This window comes from Bacillus sp. URHA0034, from assembly GCF_056280405.1.
In genome coordinates, this window is record NZ_JBWCDK010000002.1 from 2,903,478 (window position 1) to 2,919,099 (window position 15,622).

The 15,622-nt window shown below is 40.6% G+C and carries 15 protein-coding genes; 14 read left to right on the plus strand and 1 reads right to left on the minus strand.

The annotated features are described in order from the left end of the window. The first annotated feature begins 63 nt into the window (after positions 1 to 63). From spoIIIJ to ACZ9EE_RS16095, 9 genes are all read left to right on the plus strand, one after another. Positions 64 to 837 carry a YidC family membrane integrase SpoIIIJ gene (gene spoIIIJ, locus ACZ9EE_RS16055; RefSeq protein WP_476028509.1) on the plus strand — a complete coding sequence of 258 codons (774 nt, stop codon included), beginning with the start codon at positions 64 to 66 and terminating at the stop codon, positions 835 to 837. Continuing rightward, positions 834 to 1,457: an RNA-binding cell elongation regulator Jag/EloR gene (gene jag, locus ACZ9EE_RS16060; RefSeq protein WP_476028511.1), complete on the plus strand. Its 624-nt coding sequence runs from the start codon at positions 834 to 836 to the stop codon at positions 1,455 to 1,457. Before spoIIIJ ends, jag begins: the two co-directional genes overlap by 4 nt. A gap of 309 nt (positions 1,458 to 1,766) precedes the next feature. Then, a complete protein-coding gene (mnmE, locus tag ACZ9EE_RS16065; RefSeq protein WP_476028513.1) occupies positions 1,767 to 3,152 on the plus strand; it encodes a tRNA uridine-5-carboxymethylaminomethyl(34) synthesis GTPase MnmE in 1,386 nt (461 codons plus the stop codon). A gap of 123 nt (positions 3,153 to 3,275) precedes the next feature. Continuing rightward, the gene (mnmG, locus tag ACZ9EE_RS16070) at positions 3,276 to 5,165 is read left to right on the plus strand and encodes a tRNA uridine-5-carboxymethylaminomethyl(34) synthesis enzyme MnmG (RefSeq protein ID WP_476028515.1); all 1,890 of its coding nucleotides are present in this window, start codon (positions 3,276 to 3,278) and stop codon (positions 5,163 to 5,165) included. A gap of 81 nt (positions 5,166 to 5,246) precedes the next feature. After that, positions 5,247 to 5,963, plus strand: coding sequence for a 16S rRNA (guanine(527)-N(7))-methyltransferase RsmG (gene rsmG, locus ACZ9EE_RS16075; RefSeq protein ID WP_476028517.1), 717 nt, complete (start codon positions 5,247 to 5,249; stop codon positions 5,961 to 5,963). Positions 5,964 to 6,098: 135 nt separating this feature from the next. Further along, a complete protein-coding gene (noc, locus tag ACZ9EE_RS16080; protein WP_476028519.1) occupies positions 6,099 to 6,956 on the plus strand; it encodes a nucleoid occlusion protein in 858 nt (285 codons plus the stop codon). 264 nt (positions 6,957 to 7,220) lie between these two features. Beyond that, the gene (locus ACZ9EE_RS16085) at positions 7,221 to 7,982 is read left to right on the plus strand and encodes a ParA family protein (protein ID WP_476028521.1); all 762 of its coding nucleotides are present in this window, start codon (positions 7,221 to 7,223) and stop codon (positions 7,980 to 7,982) included. Continuing rightward, the gene (locus ACZ9EE_RS16090; protein ID WP_476028523.1) at positions 7,975 to 8,826 is read left to right on the plus strand and encodes a ParB/RepB/Spo0J family partition protein; all 852 of its coding nucleotides are present in this window, start codon (positions 7,975 to 7,977) and stop codon (positions 8,824 to 8,826) included. The genes ACZ9EE_RS16085 and ACZ9EE_RS16090 overlap by 8 nt, the downstream gene beginning before the upstream one ends. Positions 8,827 to 9,101: 275 nt before the next feature. After that, on the plus strand, positions 9,102 to 9,815 hold the full coding sequence (locus tag ACZ9EE_RS16095) for a DUF554 domain-containing protein (protein ID WP_476028525.1): 714 nt from the start codon (positions 9,102 to 9,104) through the stop codon (positions 9,813 to 9,815). Between the two features lie 42 nt (positions 9,816 to 9,857). Here the strand turns inward: ACZ9EE_RS16095 and yyaC are convergent, their stop codons facing one another. Continuing rightward, entirely contained in the window at positions 9,858 to 10,472 is a 615-nt protein-coding gene (gene yyaC, locus ACZ9EE_RS16100; protein WP_476028527.1) for a spore protease YyaC, read from the minus strand. 200 nt (positions 10,473 to 10,672) lie between these two features. On the opposite strand from yyaC, the gene ACZ9EE_RS16105 reads away from it, so the two are divergent. From ACZ9EE_RS16105 to rpsF, 5 genes are all read left to right on the plus strand, one after another. Beyond that, a complete protein-coding gene (locus ACZ9EE_RS16105) occupies positions 10,673 to 11,557 on the plus strand; it encodes a mechanosensitive ion channel family protein (protein ID WP_476028529.1) in 885 nt (294 codons plus the stop codon). A 13-nt stretch (positions 11,558 to 11,570) separates the two neighbouring features. Beyond that, on the plus strand, positions 11,571 to 11,768 hold the full coding sequence (locus ACZ9EE_RS16110; RefSeq protein ID WP_476028531.1) for a DUF951 domain-containing protein: 198 nt from the start codon (positions 11,571 to 11,573) through the stop codon (positions 11,766 to 11,768). Between the two features lie 77 nt (positions 11,769 to 11,845). After that, positions 11,846 to 13,858, plus strand: a complete 2,013-nt coding sequence (locus ACZ9EE_RS16115) for a molybdopterin-dependent oxidoreductase (protein WP_476028532.1) — start codon at positions 11,846 to 11,848, stop codon at positions 13,856 to 13,858. Positions 13,859 to 13,977: 119 nt separating this feature from the next. Beyond that, the gene (gene ychF / locus ACZ9EE_RS16120; protein ID WP_476028534.1) at positions 13,978 to 15,078 is read left to right on the plus strand and encodes a redox-regulated ATPase YchF; all 1,101 of its coding nucleotides are present in this window, start codon (positions 13,978 to 13,980) and stop codon (positions 15,076 to 15,078) included. 186 nt (positions 15,079 to 15,264) lie between these two features. Further along, positions 15,265 to 15,552 (plus strand): 30S ribosomal protein S6, encoded by a 288-nt coding sequence (gene rpsF, locus ACZ9EE_RS16125; protein WP_098530221.1) that lies wholly within the window; start codon positions 15,265 to 15,267, stop codon positions 15,550 to 15,552. The last annotated feature ends 70 nt before the right edge of the window (positions 15,553 to 15,622 follow it).

Here is a 15,622-nt window from a genome sequence, read left to right on the forward strand (position 1 = left end):
ATAAATAAAGAAATTACATATCAAACATTATTTTACTTAATATAGGTAAGGAGGAAATTTTGGTTGAATAAACGAATATTACTTTCGTTCGGCGTCCTTTCTGTATTCTTATTTTTAACTGGCTGCAGTGAAATTAAAAAGCCGATTACATCAGAAAGCACAGGTTTTTGGAATGAATATATTGTCTATCCGTTATCTTGGTTGATTAAAGAGGGAGCACATCTGCTTGGGGGAAGCTATGGATTGTCACTAATTGTGGTAACTCTTGTCATTCGTTTAGTGCTCCTGCCGCTTATGGTCAAGCAAACAAGGAGCTCAAAGGCCATGCAGGCTTTGCAGCCCGAAATGAAGGCGCTTCGTGAAAAATATAGCTCTAAAGACCAAAAAACACAGCAAAAGCTTCAGCAGGAAACAATGGCACTCTTTCAAAAGCACGGTGTCAACCCAATGGCTGGATGTTTCCCATTAATCATACAAATGCCGATTTTAATTGGTTTTTATCATGCAATCTCAAGAACGAGAGAAATTGCCTCTGATAGTTTTTTATGGTTTGATCTCGGAGAAAAAGACCCTTATTATATCTTGCCGATTGTGGCAGGGATTACGACTTTTATTCAGCAAAAAATTATGATGGCAGGACAAGAGCAAAATCCACAAATGGCCATGATGGTCTGGATGATGCCAATTATGATTATTTTCTTTGCGTTTAGTTTCCCTGCAGCCCTTTCACTTTATTGGGTTGTCGGAAATATATTTATGATTGTACAAACCTATTTTATTAAAGGACCGGACCTAAAGGCGCAGGCCGCCGGTAATGCGGGAGGAGCAAAAAAGTGAAACAGGTAACTGCTACAGGACAAACTGTCGAAGCAGCAGTAGAATCAGCTTTAGCTCAATTAAATACCACCAAAGACCGCGCAGATGTGGATATAATCGATGAAGGCAAAAAAGGGATCTTCGGAATTTTTGGATCCAGGCCTGCTGTTGTCAAAGTAACAGTTATCCTTGATCCAGTTGAAGAGGCGAAGAAGTTTTTAGAACAAGTTAGTGAACAAATGGGTGCACCCGCAGAAATTGAAATCAGACGAGATGGTAAACAAGTGACCTTTGTGATGACGGGGGAAAAGATTGCGCTTTTAATCGGAAAAAGAGGTCAAACCCTAAACTCACTACAATATTTGACTCAGTTGGTCATTAACCGTTCTTCGAATCAATATTTAACTGTAATTTTGGACGCTGAAGATTACCGGAATCGAAGAAGTGAAACACTAATTCAGTTGGCCCATCGGCTTGCCGGTAAGGCTGTCAAGACAGGAAAAGATGTGGCCTTAGAACCGATGCCTTCTTATGAGCGTAAAGTCATTCATAGTGCTTTATCTGATAATAAACGCGTTAAGACATTTTCTGATGGATCTGAACCACATCGATTTATTGTCATCACCCCAGTAAGAAGATAACTAGCAGCAGAAAAGCAGGTTAACATGAAAGGCACTCTACCAAGTAGAGTGTCTTTTTTTATGCTTATTTTTAAAAATTAAGACTGTTGATAACTTTTGCCGATCATCAAAAAGAAGGTGCGGGTTTCAGCTTATTGTTATTCACATGTTGATAAGTTAAAATAATATAAGTACATCCAAAGACTGTGGATAAGTAAGATGGTCGAAGTGGTTTGCTTTTTTAACAGAAACTGATGTGGTATTCTATTTTTTTGGATATAAAATTTAGGATCATATATAGATTGAATCTTTATTTGTGAGGTGAAGTAAATGGAATACGATACAATTGCGGCAATATCGACACCGATGGGGGAGGGCGCTATTGCCATAGTGCGCTTGAGTGGTGAGAAGGCGATCCCAATTGCGGACAAGCTGTTTAAAGGCATCGGAGCGAAAAAGCTAATCGATGTTTCCAGCCATACCATTCACTACGGGCATTTGCTGGATCCGAAAAATGGCGAGGTCATCGAAGAGGTAATGGTTTCGGTGATGAAGGGACCAAAAACCTTTACTAAAGAGGATGTAGTCGAAATTAATTGCCATGGAGGAATTGTTTCTGTCAATCGAGTCCTTCAGCAGGTATTAAAGTATGGAGCAAGATTGGCCGAACCAGGAGAGTTTACCAAACGGGCTTTTTTAAATGGACGAATTGACCTATCACAGGCTGAAGCCGTGATGGATTTAATTCGGGCAAAAACAGACAGAGCGATGAATGTCGCTTTAGGGCAAATGGAAGGCCGTCTTTCTAAATTAATTCGAACATTAAGGCAGGAAATTTTAGAGGTTTTAGCCCATGTGGAAGTAAATATCGATTATCCGGAATATGACGATGTCGAAGAAATGACACATAAAATGCTTTTAGAAAAGGCTCATTTTGTACGGGAAGAAATCCAAAAACTGCTGCAGACCTCAGAACAGGGAAAAATATTACGGGAAGGATTGTCAACTGTCATTGTTGGCCGGCCCAATGTCGGAAAATCCTCCCTATTAAATAGCCTTGTTCATGAGAATAAAGCAATCGTTACGGATATCCCAGGGACAACCCGGGATGTAATTGAAGAGTATGTAAATGTTCGTGGTGTTCCACTTCGATTATTAGATACTGCGGGAATACGAGAAACGGAAGATATTGTTGAGCGAATTGGTGTGGAACGTTCCCGCCAAGTTTTAAAAGAGGCTGATCTGATTTTACTTGTGCTGAATTATTCAGATCAGCTGACAGTAGAAGATGAAAATTTATTTGAAGTGGTCAAGGGAATGGATGTTATTGTTATAGTAAACAAAACAGACCTTCCGCAGCAAATTGATTTGGACCGGGTCCATGAACTTACTAAAGAGCATAAATTGGTGACAACCTCTTTGTTAGAGGAACGCGGCGTCGATGATCTTGAAGAAGCGATTTCTTCTTTATTTTTCTCAGGGTCAATTGAAGCGGGAGATATCACCTATGTATCAAACACCCGCCATATTGCGGTGCTGAATCAGAGTCTCCAAACAATCGAAGATGCCATTGAAGGGGTTGAAATGGGTGTTCCCATTGATATTGTTCAAATCGATATGACTCGGACGTGGGAGCTGCTTGGTGAAATCATTGGTGATAGTGTTCATGAGAGTCTGATTGATCAATTGTTCTCACAATTTTGTTTAGGAAAATAGAATTGTTCAGGAAGGTGTTCGTTTTGCTAATGCCTATTCTGGACAGGATAATAAAAAAGCATTAGCTCTCTAGGGGGCTAGGAGAAGCAAGTTTCCGTAATGGTACGGAAAAGGAGGAAACACATGCAATACGAAGCAGGAAATTATGACGTCATCGTTGTTGGCGCAGGACATGCCGGTTGTGAGGCCGGACTTGCGGCTGCCCGACTGGGTGCAAAAACTTTAATGATTACGATTAACTTAGATATGGTGGCATTTATGCCATGTAACCCATCTGTTGGCGGACCGGCTAAGGGAATTGTCGTACGTGAAATAGATGCTCTTGGCGGGGAAATGGGTAAAAATATTGATAAAACCTATATCCAAATGAGAATGTTAAACACAGGAAAAGGACCGGCAGTAAGGGCTTTAAGGGCACAGGCCGATAAATTTGCTTATCAGCATGAAATGAAAAAAACACTCGAGGAAGAACCTAATTTAACTCTCCTTCAAGGTATGGTTGAGCAATTGATCGTTGAGGATGGGGTTGTTAAAGGGGTTATTTCAAAAACAGGTGCAATCTACCGTGCTAAGACAGTAGTTATCACAACAGGCACCTATTTGCGCGGAGAAGTTATCTTAGGCGAATTGAAATATTCAAGCGGACCTAATAATCAGCAGCCATCGATTAGGTTGTCTGAGCACTTAGAAGAGCTTGGTTTTGACTTAGTCCGTTTTAAGACAGGTACACCGCCACGGGTAAACAGTAATACGATCGATTATAGCAAGACGGAAATACAACCAGGGGATGACGTCCCAAGAGCTTTTTCCTATGAAACGACAAAATATATTACCGATCAGCTCCCATGCTGGTTAACTTATACAAATGATCAAACACACCAAATTATTGATAACAATCTGTATCGTTCACCAATGTTTTCCGGCATGATTAAAGGAACAGGTCCGAGATATTGTCCATCGATCGAAGATAAGGTGGTTCGTTTTAATGACAAGCCGCGCCATCAAATCTTTCTGGAGCCGGAAGGAAGACATACACAGGAAGTCTATGTACAGGGAATGTCAACCAGTCTTCCTGAAGATGTACAGCTGCAGATCCTTAAAACGGTTCCTGGGTTAGAAAATGCCCAGATGATGAGGGCTGGGTATGCAATTGAATATGATGCAATTGTCCCAACACAGTTATGGCCTACATTAGAAACTAAGGTTGTTAAAAATCTATACACTGCCGGCCAAATTAATGGCACAAGCGGTTATGAAGAGGCTGCTGGTCAAGGTATTATGGCTGGAATTAATGCAGGATTAAATGCTTTAGGGAAAGAGCAATTAATTCTAAGCCGCTCTGATGCTTATATTGGAGTATTAATTGATGATTTAATTACAAAAGGGACCAATGAACCATATCGTTTGTTAACCTCACGTGCGGAATACCGCCTATTACTGCGGCATGATAATGCTGACCTGCGTTTGACAGAGATTGGCCATAATATTGGTCTGATTCGTGATGACCGTTACGAAGCATTTTTAGTCAAGAAAGAAGCGATTGAAGGAGAAAGGGAACGTTTAAAGTCGACTATTTTAAAACCATCTGCAGAAGTCCAAGAATTAATTCGCAGCATCGGCGGCAGTGAGCTAAAAGATGGTATCCGAGCTTCTGATTTATTAAAGCGGCCAGAAATGACGTATGAGTTATTAGAAAAATTAACTAGTAGTGAACTTCCTTTGGATGATGAAATCAAAGAACAAGTGGAAATTCAAATTAAATACGAGGGTTATATTGATAAATCGTTACAGCAAGTAGAACGGCTAAAGAAGATGGAAAACAAACGAATTCCTGAAAATATCGATTACGATGCCATAAATGGTCTTGCAACAGAGGCAAAACAAAAGCTTAAGCAAATTAAACCTGTCTCCCTTGCCCAGGCATCCCGTATTTCCGGGGTGAATCCAGCAGATATTTCCATCCTGCTTGTTTATCTCGAACAAGGGCGGATTGCCAGGGTTTCAAATGAATGAGAAAAGTAAACCGCGGAAGAGCTTGTCGCTAATAAGGCTCTTCCGCGGCCATGCCAGATAGTTAGTGAGGAAGATTTGTTAATGAATATTGAACAATTTACAGCGAACCTTCAGGAAAAGGGGATTATCCTTTCCGAAAAACAGCTTGATCAGTTTGAAACCTATTTTACAACCTTGGTTGAGTGGAATGAAAAAATGAACCTAACCGCCATCACAGAAAAAACAGACGTGTACTTAAAACATTTTTATGACTCAATCACTGCTTCCTTCTATTTTGATTTTACAAAGCCCTTCCATTTATGTGATGTTGGTGCCGGGGCAGGTTTTCCAAGTATTCCATTAAAAATTATTTACCCACATATTGAAGTGACGATCGTAGATTCATTAAACAAACGGATTTCCTTTTTAAACCATCTTGCTAATGTATTAAATTTGGAAAATATCTATTTTGTTCATGACCGCGCGGAAACCTTTGGGGTGAATCCCGCCTATCGGGAAAGCTTTGATGTCGTGACAGCACGTGCAGTGGCTAGAATGTCTGTGTTAAGCGAGTTTTGTATTCCGTTAGCAAAAGTGGGCGGGCATTTTCTTGCGATGAAAGCCCTGCATGCAAAGGAAGAATTAGACGCTGCCCAAAAGGCGATTACGACTCTTGGCGGCAAGCTTGAAGAGGTCCATACGTTTACGCTGCCAATGGAAGATAGTGAACGAACCATTCTGATTATTAAAAAGGAAAAACAGACGCCAAAGAAGTATCCGCGCAAGCCTGGTACACCTGGCAAGGCACCAATTGAATAACCCCGGCCACTAAATTTTTGGCTGGTTTACGTTAAATAGCACATAACAATTTTTACAAAAATAGTATCCCAGGCAGGAAGAAATTATTTGCATATAGAATAAGTAATAGGGAGTTTCTTAAAGGTGGTGTTGGGGATGAAGAGTTCATTTACACGCTTTTTTGGCCTCGGCGAAAAGGGAGAGCAAGAGGTTGAGCAGGAGCTGCATATAGAACGAAATGAAGAAATCAAGAAAATACCGATTAACCAAATAATTCCGAACCGATTCCAGCCACGGGCGGTTTTTGATGAAGAGAAAATTGAAGAATTATCACGTACGATTCATATACATGGTATTATTCAGCCAATAGTTGTCCGGGAGTTTGCAGATAATAAATATGAGATCATTGCCGGAGAGCGGCGTTGGCGGGCGATGAAAAAGCTAGGCTGGACAGAAGCGCCGGCAATTGTTAAAAATCTTTCAGATACAGAAACTGCATCTGTAGCCCTGATTGAAAATTTACAGCGTGAGGAATTATCTCCGATTGAGGAGGCTATTGCGTACGGTAAACTGCTTGAATTGCACAATTTAACGCAGGAAGCATTAGCACAGCGTCTTGGGAAGGGTCAATCCACTGTCGCAAACAAGCTGCGACTGCTGAAATTACCACAGCCTGTTCAGGATGCCTTATTAAGTAAAGTCATTACGGAGCGGCATGCCCGTGCCTTAATTCCGCTTAAGGATCCGGAAAAACAAGTGACCTTATTAGCTGAAGTGATGGAGAGAAATTTAAATGTCAAGCAAACGGAGGAACGTGTTGTCCGCCTGCTTGAACAAAAAAATCAACAGCCAAAGCCGAAGCGGAAGGCTTTTAGTAAAGATATGAGAATTGCCGTAAATACCATCCGGCAATCACTTTCCATGGTATCGGACAGCGGGATTAATTTGGACTCTGAGGAAGAGGAATTTGATGAATTTTACCAGTTTACAATCCGCATCCCGAAGAAAAAGTAAATACGTAGAGGATGAAGAACTAGACAGAATGATGTTTAGTTCTTCTTTTTTTATTTGGAAGGTCCTTCTTTTGCCCTTTGTACACTATTGGAAAAAATAAGCTGAATCTACTAGTGGAATTTTTTTAGGAAACAAACCAACTCCAATTAAAATCATGTTAAAATAAAGGAATGGAAATTTTACTTTCTTTTCCGTTATTGAGATAATTAATACATTTAATAGAATGCTAGATTTACTATTTTTTAATTTTAGGTAGGTGACAACGTGGGGAAAATCCTTTCAATCGCAAACCAAAAAGGTGGAGTCGGAAAAACGACAACCTCTGTCAACCTAGGTGCCTGCTTAGCATACATAGGGAAACGGGTCTTACTAGTAGATATTGATCCGCAGGGAAATGCAACAAGCGGCGTTGGTATTGAAAAGGCTGAAGTTGAACAGTGTATATATGATGTTTTAGTAGATGATGTGGAAGCAAAGGATGTCATTAAAGCAACCTCTGTTGAAAATTTGTATACGGTTCCGGCTACTATTCAACTGGCAGGAGCCGAAATTGAATTGGTTCCGACTATTTCAAGAGAAGTTCGTTTAAAACGCGCTCTTGCGGAAGTGAAGGATCAGTTTGATTACATTATTATCGATTGTCCACCATCACTAGGACTATTAACATTAAATGCACTAACTGCATCTGATGCGGTATTAATCCCGGTACAATGTGAGTACTATGCATTAGAAGGTCTTAGTCAATTATTAAATACAGTTCGGCTCGTGCAAAAACATTTAAATCAAGATTTGAAAATTGAGGGCGTGCTGCTAACAATGCTTGATGCAAGAACAAATCTTGGACTTCAAGTGATTGAAGAAGTAAAAAAATACTTTCAAGATAAAGTTTATAAAACCATTATTCCAAGAAATGTACGTCTAAGTGAAGCACCCAGCCATGGGGAGCCAATCATTACTTATGATGCTAAATCCCGGGGTGCTGAAGTTTATTTAGATTTAGCAAAGGAAGTGGTCACAAATGGCTAAAGGTTTAGGAAAAGGACTGAATGCTTTCTTTAATGAAGTAAGTAAAGAAGAAACAGTCCAGGAAATTAAACTAAAAGAGCTTCGGCCAAACCCATATCAGCCACGGAAAACCTTCCAGCAAGAAGCCATTGACGAACTAAGAGATTCCATCATTGAGCATGGGATTCTGCAGCCAATTGTCGTCCGCAGAAGTATTAGAGGCTATGAAATTGTAGTCGGCGAACGACGTTTTCGTGCTGCCAAGGAAGCAAAGCTTGAAACGATTCCTGCTGTTGTCCGCGAACTCACAGAGCAGCAAATGATGGAACTAGCTGTCCTAGAGAACCTGCAAAGAGAAGATTTAAATCCGATAGAAGAGGGACAAGCCTATCAAACATTAATAGAAAAGTTAAAGCTTACCCAGGAAGAGGTAGCTAAACGTCTCGGAAAAAGCCGGCCGCATGTAGCTAACCATATCCGGCTCCTTTCCCTCCCTCCTAAAATTCAAGAGCTTATTTCACGCGGGAATATTTCAATGGGGCATGGCCGTGCATTACTAGGACTCAGACAGAAAGCAAAGCTGCCGGTTCTGGTAGATAAGGTAATCAAGGAAGGACTGAATGTCCGTCAATTAGAAAAGTTAATTCAGCAAATAAATGAGAATGTTTCACGTGAAACAAAAAAGCCAGAAAAGAAAAAAGATGTGTTTGTACAGCAGCGTGAGCATTCTCTTCGTGAACGATTTGGAACAACCGTAAATATCGTTCAAAAGAAGAATAAAGGAAAAATTGAAATTGAATTTTTCTCCCAAGAGGATTTAGAGCGGATTTTAGAAATGCTTGATCAAGAGGACTCTAATATATAAATAGACTCGCCAATCGGCGGGTTTTTCTTTGTTAAAACTGTCTAATACGTTATTGTTGATTGGAACGTAAAGCTCGAAGATTCCTCCGGAAGTACGGGGCTATGGAGACCCCACAGGCGCTTAAGCACCGAGGAGGCTCCACGGACCGCCCCGCGGAAAGCGTAGTGCCTGAAGTGGAAATCAACAGTCCCTTATTAAATCATCTTCCAATTGATTCGTGGACATGATAGGTTATAATTATTGCTATTTCGAAAGGCGAAGAAGGAGAAAAGAGCATGTTTTTATTAGGAACATTAGTTAATGGTCTATTAATAGTTATTGGGACTCTTCTGGGCAAATTGTTAAACCGGATACCAGAGGGAATGAAAATGACAGTCATGTATGCAATCGGACTGTCTGTTATGGTTTTAGGCCTACAAATGGGCTTAAAGAGTGAAAACTTTCTAATCGTGATCATTAGCTTAGTTGTCGGCGCCGTTGTCGGTGAGCTATTAAGATTAGAGGATAAATTAAATGATTTAGGCGGCTGGCTTGAGCGCAGGGTAGGTTCCAATGGGAAAGGAAGTATTTCTGAGGGGTTTGTTACGGCAACTTTAATCTTTGTCATTGGAGCAATGGCTATTATTGGTGCTCTTGATAGCGGTATTCGCGGCGATCATGATGTTTTGTACACTAAATCATTAATCGATGGTTTTACCGCGTTAATATTAACAACTACGCTTGGAATTGGCGTTATTTTCTCAGCCATCCCTGTTGTCCTCTATGAAGGACTAATTGCTTTATTTGCAACGCAAATCGATCGGTTCGTTCCCAAGGAATTAATGGATCAATTTATTGTTGAAATGACGGCAACGGGTGGTGTGATGATTTTCGCCATCGGGCTCAACCTTACCGGTATGGTGAAAATTAAAGTAGCAAACCTGCTGCCGGGAATTGTCGTCACAGGGATTATCGTCACCATTCTTTACAGCTATCATCATTTTTCTTAATGAATGCGAAAGAGCAACCGACCTGATATCGATTGCTCTTTTTTAATTTGTCTTTTCTTCCTCGACCCAATCTAAATCTGTCCAGTTTTGCTTTGGGTATAGCAGACTCGCTTGAAGGATTCCCGATGCGATCGTCTTAGCCATTTTCATCACAAGATTCAACCTTGTATTTTGTAAGACAAAGAATTCCATAAACCCGCTGACATTGACGATGCCAGTAATATGGATGTCACCGACGGCAGGCAGTTCCTTATTAACCCCTGCTCCTGGTTTAACGGGCCCATTCCCAACTTGAATGACACCGACATTTTTAATCCGTCCTAAGCAGGCATCAATCCCAATTATGTATGGATTGGCATGAATGGTGTTAATCTCGCGCAGTTTATCTGCCAAATTAACAGCATGGATTGGCTCATCTAAAGTTCCGTAAACATAAAATGATTGAAGTTCTTTTTCCTCAAGAAGGCTCCCAACTAGCGGTCCTAATGAATCACCTGTGGAGCGGTCAGTCCCAATACAAACAAATACAATTGGACGTCTAGTGACACTAGGGATATTAAGGAGTAATTCACGAGCAAGCTGTTCAGCAGCGTTAGACTCATCGTGTACGATGCTTACCTTGCCCCTCCTGTCAAAAAAGCTAGTCTTCAAATTCATTCCGTCCACTCCCTAAAACATAATCATTCATGGAAAAAGTCAGCTAGTAATGGGGCTGTTATCCGTGTTTTTAATCAGTATACGGAAAATTTTGAAAATCTATACATCGGATAGGTAAAAAATGCAAATTCATAATGCTATTATCTAAAAAGAAAACTTGTTAAAATAGAGTGGGTAAAAAGGGTTGAGGAAGGTGTTATATGAGTATTACACAAAGAGGAATACAAAAGCTTATTGATAAATATCAAAATGAAGACACCTGGTTGAATATCGGAGAAGGCTTGCTTAAAATAATAGTCATCATGGCTATTGCCAATGTTTTAATTCGAATCGGCAAGCTGGCGATTCATAACATTTTTAAAATTAGAAACCTTTCTCCGTTGAACACATCAGAACGAAGGGAAGCTACACTTTCTAAGCTGCTTGACAATATGGTTACCTACGTCGTTTATTTTATTGCCTTTATGATGGTCCTATCGGTGCTCGGAATCGATGTAAAGGCACTGATTGCCGGAGCTGGGGTAGTTGGTTTAGCAGTCGGTTTTGGTGCTCAGAGCTTGGTAAAGGATGTTATTTCTGGATTTTTTATTATCTTTGAGGACCAGTTTTCTGTGGGCGACCATGTTCGGATCGGACAATTTGAAGGTAACGTTCAGGCAATTGGATTAAGAACGACCAAATTAAAGAGCTGGACAGGAGAAGTTCATATTTTACCTAATGGAGGTATTGCAGAGGTAACAAACTTTTCACTTAATAACAGCTTAGCGATCATAGATGTTGGTATCGCGTATGAAGAGGACCTTGATAAGGCTGAAAGGGTTATTAGAGATTTACTCGAAAAAATGCCAGAAAGATATGAAGAATTGGTTAAAGAACCAGATTTTCTTGGAATTCAAAATTTTGGGCCATCTGAGGTGACGTTAAGAATTGTCGCTGAAACACTGCCAATGCAGCATGCCGCAGTATCAAGGAAAATCCGCAAAGATATTAAACTTTCTTTAGATGAGCATGGAATTGAAATTCCGTATCCTCGGATGGTCATGTATGCGAAAGATAATGGTAATATTAAAGAACCAAGTGTTTAAGGGGGACAAACAGATGGAAGAAAAAGAATTTGCCCTAAATGACGTTGTAGAGATGAAGAAACAGCATCCGTGTGGTACCAACCGCTGGAAAGTTATTCGGATGGGAATGGATGTCCGGATTAAATGTGAGGGCTGCGGTCATAGTGTTTTGATCCCAAGAAGAGAGTTTTCAAGGAAAATGAAAAAGATTTTAGTCAAGCATGAAGGATAATTTTTCATGCTTCTTTTTTTATTCAGCTATAGTATGCTGGTGAGTAAATAGGAGCGGTATGACGGGGGTGGCGATGGATGGTGGAAATACGAAAGGCGGCATGTCCGTTAAACTGTTGGGATAGCTGTGGTTTTAATGTAACGATTGACGATGGTAAGGTTGTCAAAGTGGAGGGTGACGCGGAACACCCGATCACGAGAGGGAAAATATGCGGGCGCGGCCGGATGCTGGAGAAAAGAACCAATTCCGAGCAGCGTCTATTAAATCCGTTAAAAAAGATAAACGGAGAATTTGTAGAAATTTCATGGGAGCAGGCACTTGATGAAATAGCAGTGAGGTTTCGTGAAATAAAACAAACGGTTGGGACGACTGCTGTATTGCACAGCCATGACTATGCCAATAATGGAATTTTAAAAAATTTAGACCAGCGCTTTTTTAATTGTTATGGCGGGGTAACAGAGGTTTATGGATCTCTCTGCTGGGGAGCAGGAATTGAAGCCCAAAGATGGGATTTTGGCAATGCTTACAGCCATGAACCAGATGATATTGTGAACAGCAAAAACATTATTATTTGGGGAAGAAATGTTGCTAGAACCAATATGCATTTATATGAAAGATTGCTAGAGGCAAAAAAACAAGGAATTAAATTATATGTGATTGATCCAATTTATAATGCCACTGCCAAGCAGGCAGATCAATTTATAACCGTAAAACCTGGGATGGATGGTATTTTGGCAGCAGGAATAATGAAGGAAATCCTCCGGCTTGGCTTAGAGGACCGGAATTTTATTGAGCAATTTACACATGGATTCGCAGACTTAGTGAAGCTGCTTAATAGTATTACTCTAGAAAAGATTAGCGAAATGACGGAAGTTTCCTCAGAAGTTATCACCCAATTGGCTCTTGTGTATAGTGACAGACCAACCGCCACTTATATGGGGTTAGGAATGCAACGGTATGAAAATGGCGGCAATACCATTCGTTTGATTGATGCCCTTGCAGCTATTAGTGGAAATATTGGCATCCCAGGAGGGGGTGCTAATTATGCCAATCTCCAGGTCGGCCAAAGTTTTGCTTTTAATGAGTTAACCCTCCCTCATCGTAAACAAGACAGTCGTCAATTTTCGATGATGAAACAGGCGGAAGAGACCTTAAAGGCCGCCGATCCGGCTATCGAAATGATTGTGGTGACATGTGGAAATCCACTTACTCAGGTCCCGGATAGCAGTGTAGTTGAAAAGGCCTTCTCTTCTGTGCCAACTGTTGTGGTTTTAGAGCAATTTATGACGGATACGGCTTTATTAGCTGATTACGTGTTGCCGACAACAACTGCTTTTGAAGAGGAAGATTTCTATTATTCTTCTATGTATCATCATTATGTAAATTATGGTCCAAAACTTGTTTCTGCTCCTGGGGAAGCTAAATCTGATTTATGGATTTGGACACAGCTGGCAGCAAGACTTGGCTACGGTGAGGATTTTGCGTTTACTCGGGATGAATGGTTAAATATGACACTGAAGCCGCTGGAAGATTCGGGCATTACCCTTGAAAAATTAAAAGAGCAGCACACGATGGAACTGCCAGTTGAAAAGGTGCCATGGCATAATCGTAAATTTCAAACCCCAACCGGGAAATTTGAATTTACCTCTCGAATAGGCCAGAAAAAGGGCAAGAATGGTTTGCTAACGTTAGCCGTTCCTGATGAATCAAAATGGAAAAATCCTTTACTTGCTAAAGAATTTCCCTATCAGCTGCTGACCATCCATCCAATGCGTTCAAACCATTCTCAGAATTATCATCTTTTAGGCGTCAACCTTAAGCTTAAAGTAGAGATTGCCCCTAATATTGCGGAAGACAAAGGATTATCGAACGGTGATTATGTAAGGGTTTGGAATGAGCGTGGCGAAGTGAGGGGATATATTTCGATATTAGTGAAGGCACATCCTAACACGATTAATATTGATGAAGGCATCTGGAAGAGGTTTGGCGGTTCTGTTAATCAACTGACCTCTAGCCGGGAATCAGATAATGGTATGGGCAGTACCCTTTACGATTGTCTAGTTAACCTCGAAAAAGGTGAAACTAACTAAACTGCTGCGAAAAAAGCGGCAGTTGTATTTTTTATGTCTGTTGCCTTATAATTGTGAGAGGCTTTTTAATATATAGAACTTATTTTTATATAGATATTTATTATTAGGAGTGAACGTGAATGGCTTTAACAGCTGGTATTGTCGGTTTGCCGAACGTTGGTAAGTCGACATTATTTAATGCAATTACACAGGCAGGAGCGGAATCAGCGAACTATCCCTTCTGTACGATTGATCCGAACGTAGGAATTGTTGAAGTTCCTGACCACCGCCTGCAAAGACTAACGGAACTTGTACAGCCCAAAAAAACAGTTCCAACTGCATTTGAATTTACTGACATCGCTGGGATTGTAAAAGGCGCAAGCAAGGGGGAAGGTCTCGGTAACAAGTTCCTTTCACATATTCGCCAAGTAGATGCCATTTGTCAGGTAGTCCGCTGCTTTGCGGATGAAAACATCACCCACGTATCTGGTAAAGTGGATCCAATTGATGATATTGAAACGATTAACCTTGAGTTAATTCTTGCTGATATGGAATCAGTAGAAAAAAGGATCAGCCGTGTCGAAAAGCTCGCTAAGCAAAAGGATAAGGAAGCTGCCGCTGAATTTGAAGTTCTTGCGATGCTGCGTGATGCTTTTGAAGCTGAGAAGCCGGCTCGTACAATCGACTTTACCGATGAACAAATGAAACTTGTAAAAGGTCTTCACTTGTTAACGATTAAGCCGGTTTTATATGTTGCCAATGTCAGCGAAGATGATATCGCTGATCCAGCTGATAATGAATACGTACAAAAGGTACGTGAATTTGCGGCAAAGGATAATGCGGAAGTCATTGTGATTTGTGCTAAAATTGAAGAAGAAATTGCTGAGCTTGAAGGTGAAGAAAAGGCAATGTTCCTCTCCGAGCTAGGCATTGAAGAATCTGGTTTAGACCAATTAATCCGTGCTGCTTACAGCCTGCTTGGTTTAGCTACTTACTTCACAGCGGGTGTACAAGAAGTACGTGCCTGGACTTTTAGAAAAGGGATGAAGGCTCCGCAATGTGCCGGCGTTATTCACTCCGATTTTGAACGCGGATTTATCCGTGCCGAAACTGTATCTTTTGATGATTTATTGGCTGCTGGCAGTCACAATGCTGCAAAGGAAGCAGGAAAGGTCCGCTTAGAAGGTAAGGACTATGAAGTAAAAGACGGCGATGTCATCCATTTCCGTTTTAACGTATAATTTATTTGTTGCTCTGTCTTTTGGCAGAGCTTTTCCTTATTTTAGACTTTACGATGAGTAGAATGACAAAAGTATGAACGTCATTGCAATTTCATTTTTAATGTGCTATAATTTCAACTTGTGAGTAATTAATTAATTGCTCCTTGCCCATAACTGGGCCGTTTAGACCAAAAGGAGGTGACTGTGATGAATAAGTACGAAATCATGTACATCATCCGCCCAAATATTGAAGATGAAGCAAAGAAGGCTCTTGTTGAGCGTTTTAACACAATTCTTCTTGAAAACGGTGCGGAAACTGCTGAAACAAAAGATTGGGGTAAGCGCCGTCTAGCATACGAAATCAACGATTTCCGTGACGGATACTACGAAATCGCTAAAACTACATCTTCAGCTGCTGCAGTACAAGAGTTTTCTCGTCTTGCAAAAATCAGTGAAGATATCATTCGCCATATTGTAATTAAAGAAGAAGCTTAAGAATTATATAGATTTCTTGGTAAAATTGTTCCACGTGGAACATATTTCCAAAAGAAAAGGAGTTGATTCT

What these genes read in the sequence shown, in the direction of transcription:
- noc (WP_476028519.1), top strand. Translation starts at nt 6,099, where the DNA reads ATGAAGAGTTCATTTACACGCTTTTTTGGCCTCGGCGAAAAGGGAGAG.
- rsmG (WP_476028517.1), top strand. Translation starts at nt 5,247, where the DNA reads ATGAATATTGAACAATTTACAGCGAACCTTCAGGAAAAGGGGATTATC.
- mnmG (WP_476028515.1), top strand. Translation starts at nt 3,276, where the DNA reads ATGCAATACGAAGCAGGAAATTATGACGTCATCGTTGTTGGCGCAGGA.
- ACZ9EE_RS16105 (WP_476028529.1), top strand. Translation starts at nt 10,673, where the DNA reads ATGAGTATTACACAAAGAGGAATACAAAAGCTTATTGATAAATATCAA.
- ychF (WP_476028534.1), top strand. Translation starts at nt 13,978, where the DNA reads ATGGCTTTAACAGCTGGTATTGTCGGTTTGCCGAACGTTGGTAAGTCG.
- ACZ9EE_RS16095 (WP_476028525.1), top strand. Translation starts at nt 9,102, where the DNA reads ATGTTTTTATTAGGAACATTAGTTAATGGTCTATTAATAGTTATTGGG.
- ACZ9EE_RS16110 (WP_476028531.1), top strand. Translation starts at nt 11,571, where the DNA reads ATGGAAGAAAAAGAATTTGCCCTAAATGACGTTGTAGAGATGAAGAAA.
- ACZ9EE_RS16090 (WP_476028523.1), top strand. Translation starts at nt 7,975, where the DNA reads ATGGCTAAAGGTTTAGGAAAAGGACTGAATGCTTTCTTTAATGAAGTA.
- rpsF (WP_098530221.1), top strand. Translation starts at nt 15,265, where the DNA reads ATGAATAAGTACGAAATCATGTACATCATCCGCCCAAATATTGAAGAT.
- mnmE (WP_476028513.1), top strand. Translation starts at nt 1,767, where the DNA reads ATGGAATACGATACAATTGCGGCAATATCGACACCGATGGGGGAGGGC.
- ACZ9EE_RS16115 (WP_476028532.1), top strand. Translation starts at nt 11,846, where the DNA reads ATGGTGGAAATACGAAAGGCGGCATGTCCGTTAAACTGTTGGGATAGC.
- yyaC (WP_476028527.1), bottom strand. Translation starts at nt 10,472, where the DNA reads ATGAATTTGAAGACTAGCTTTTTTGACAGGAGGGGCAAGGTAAGCATC.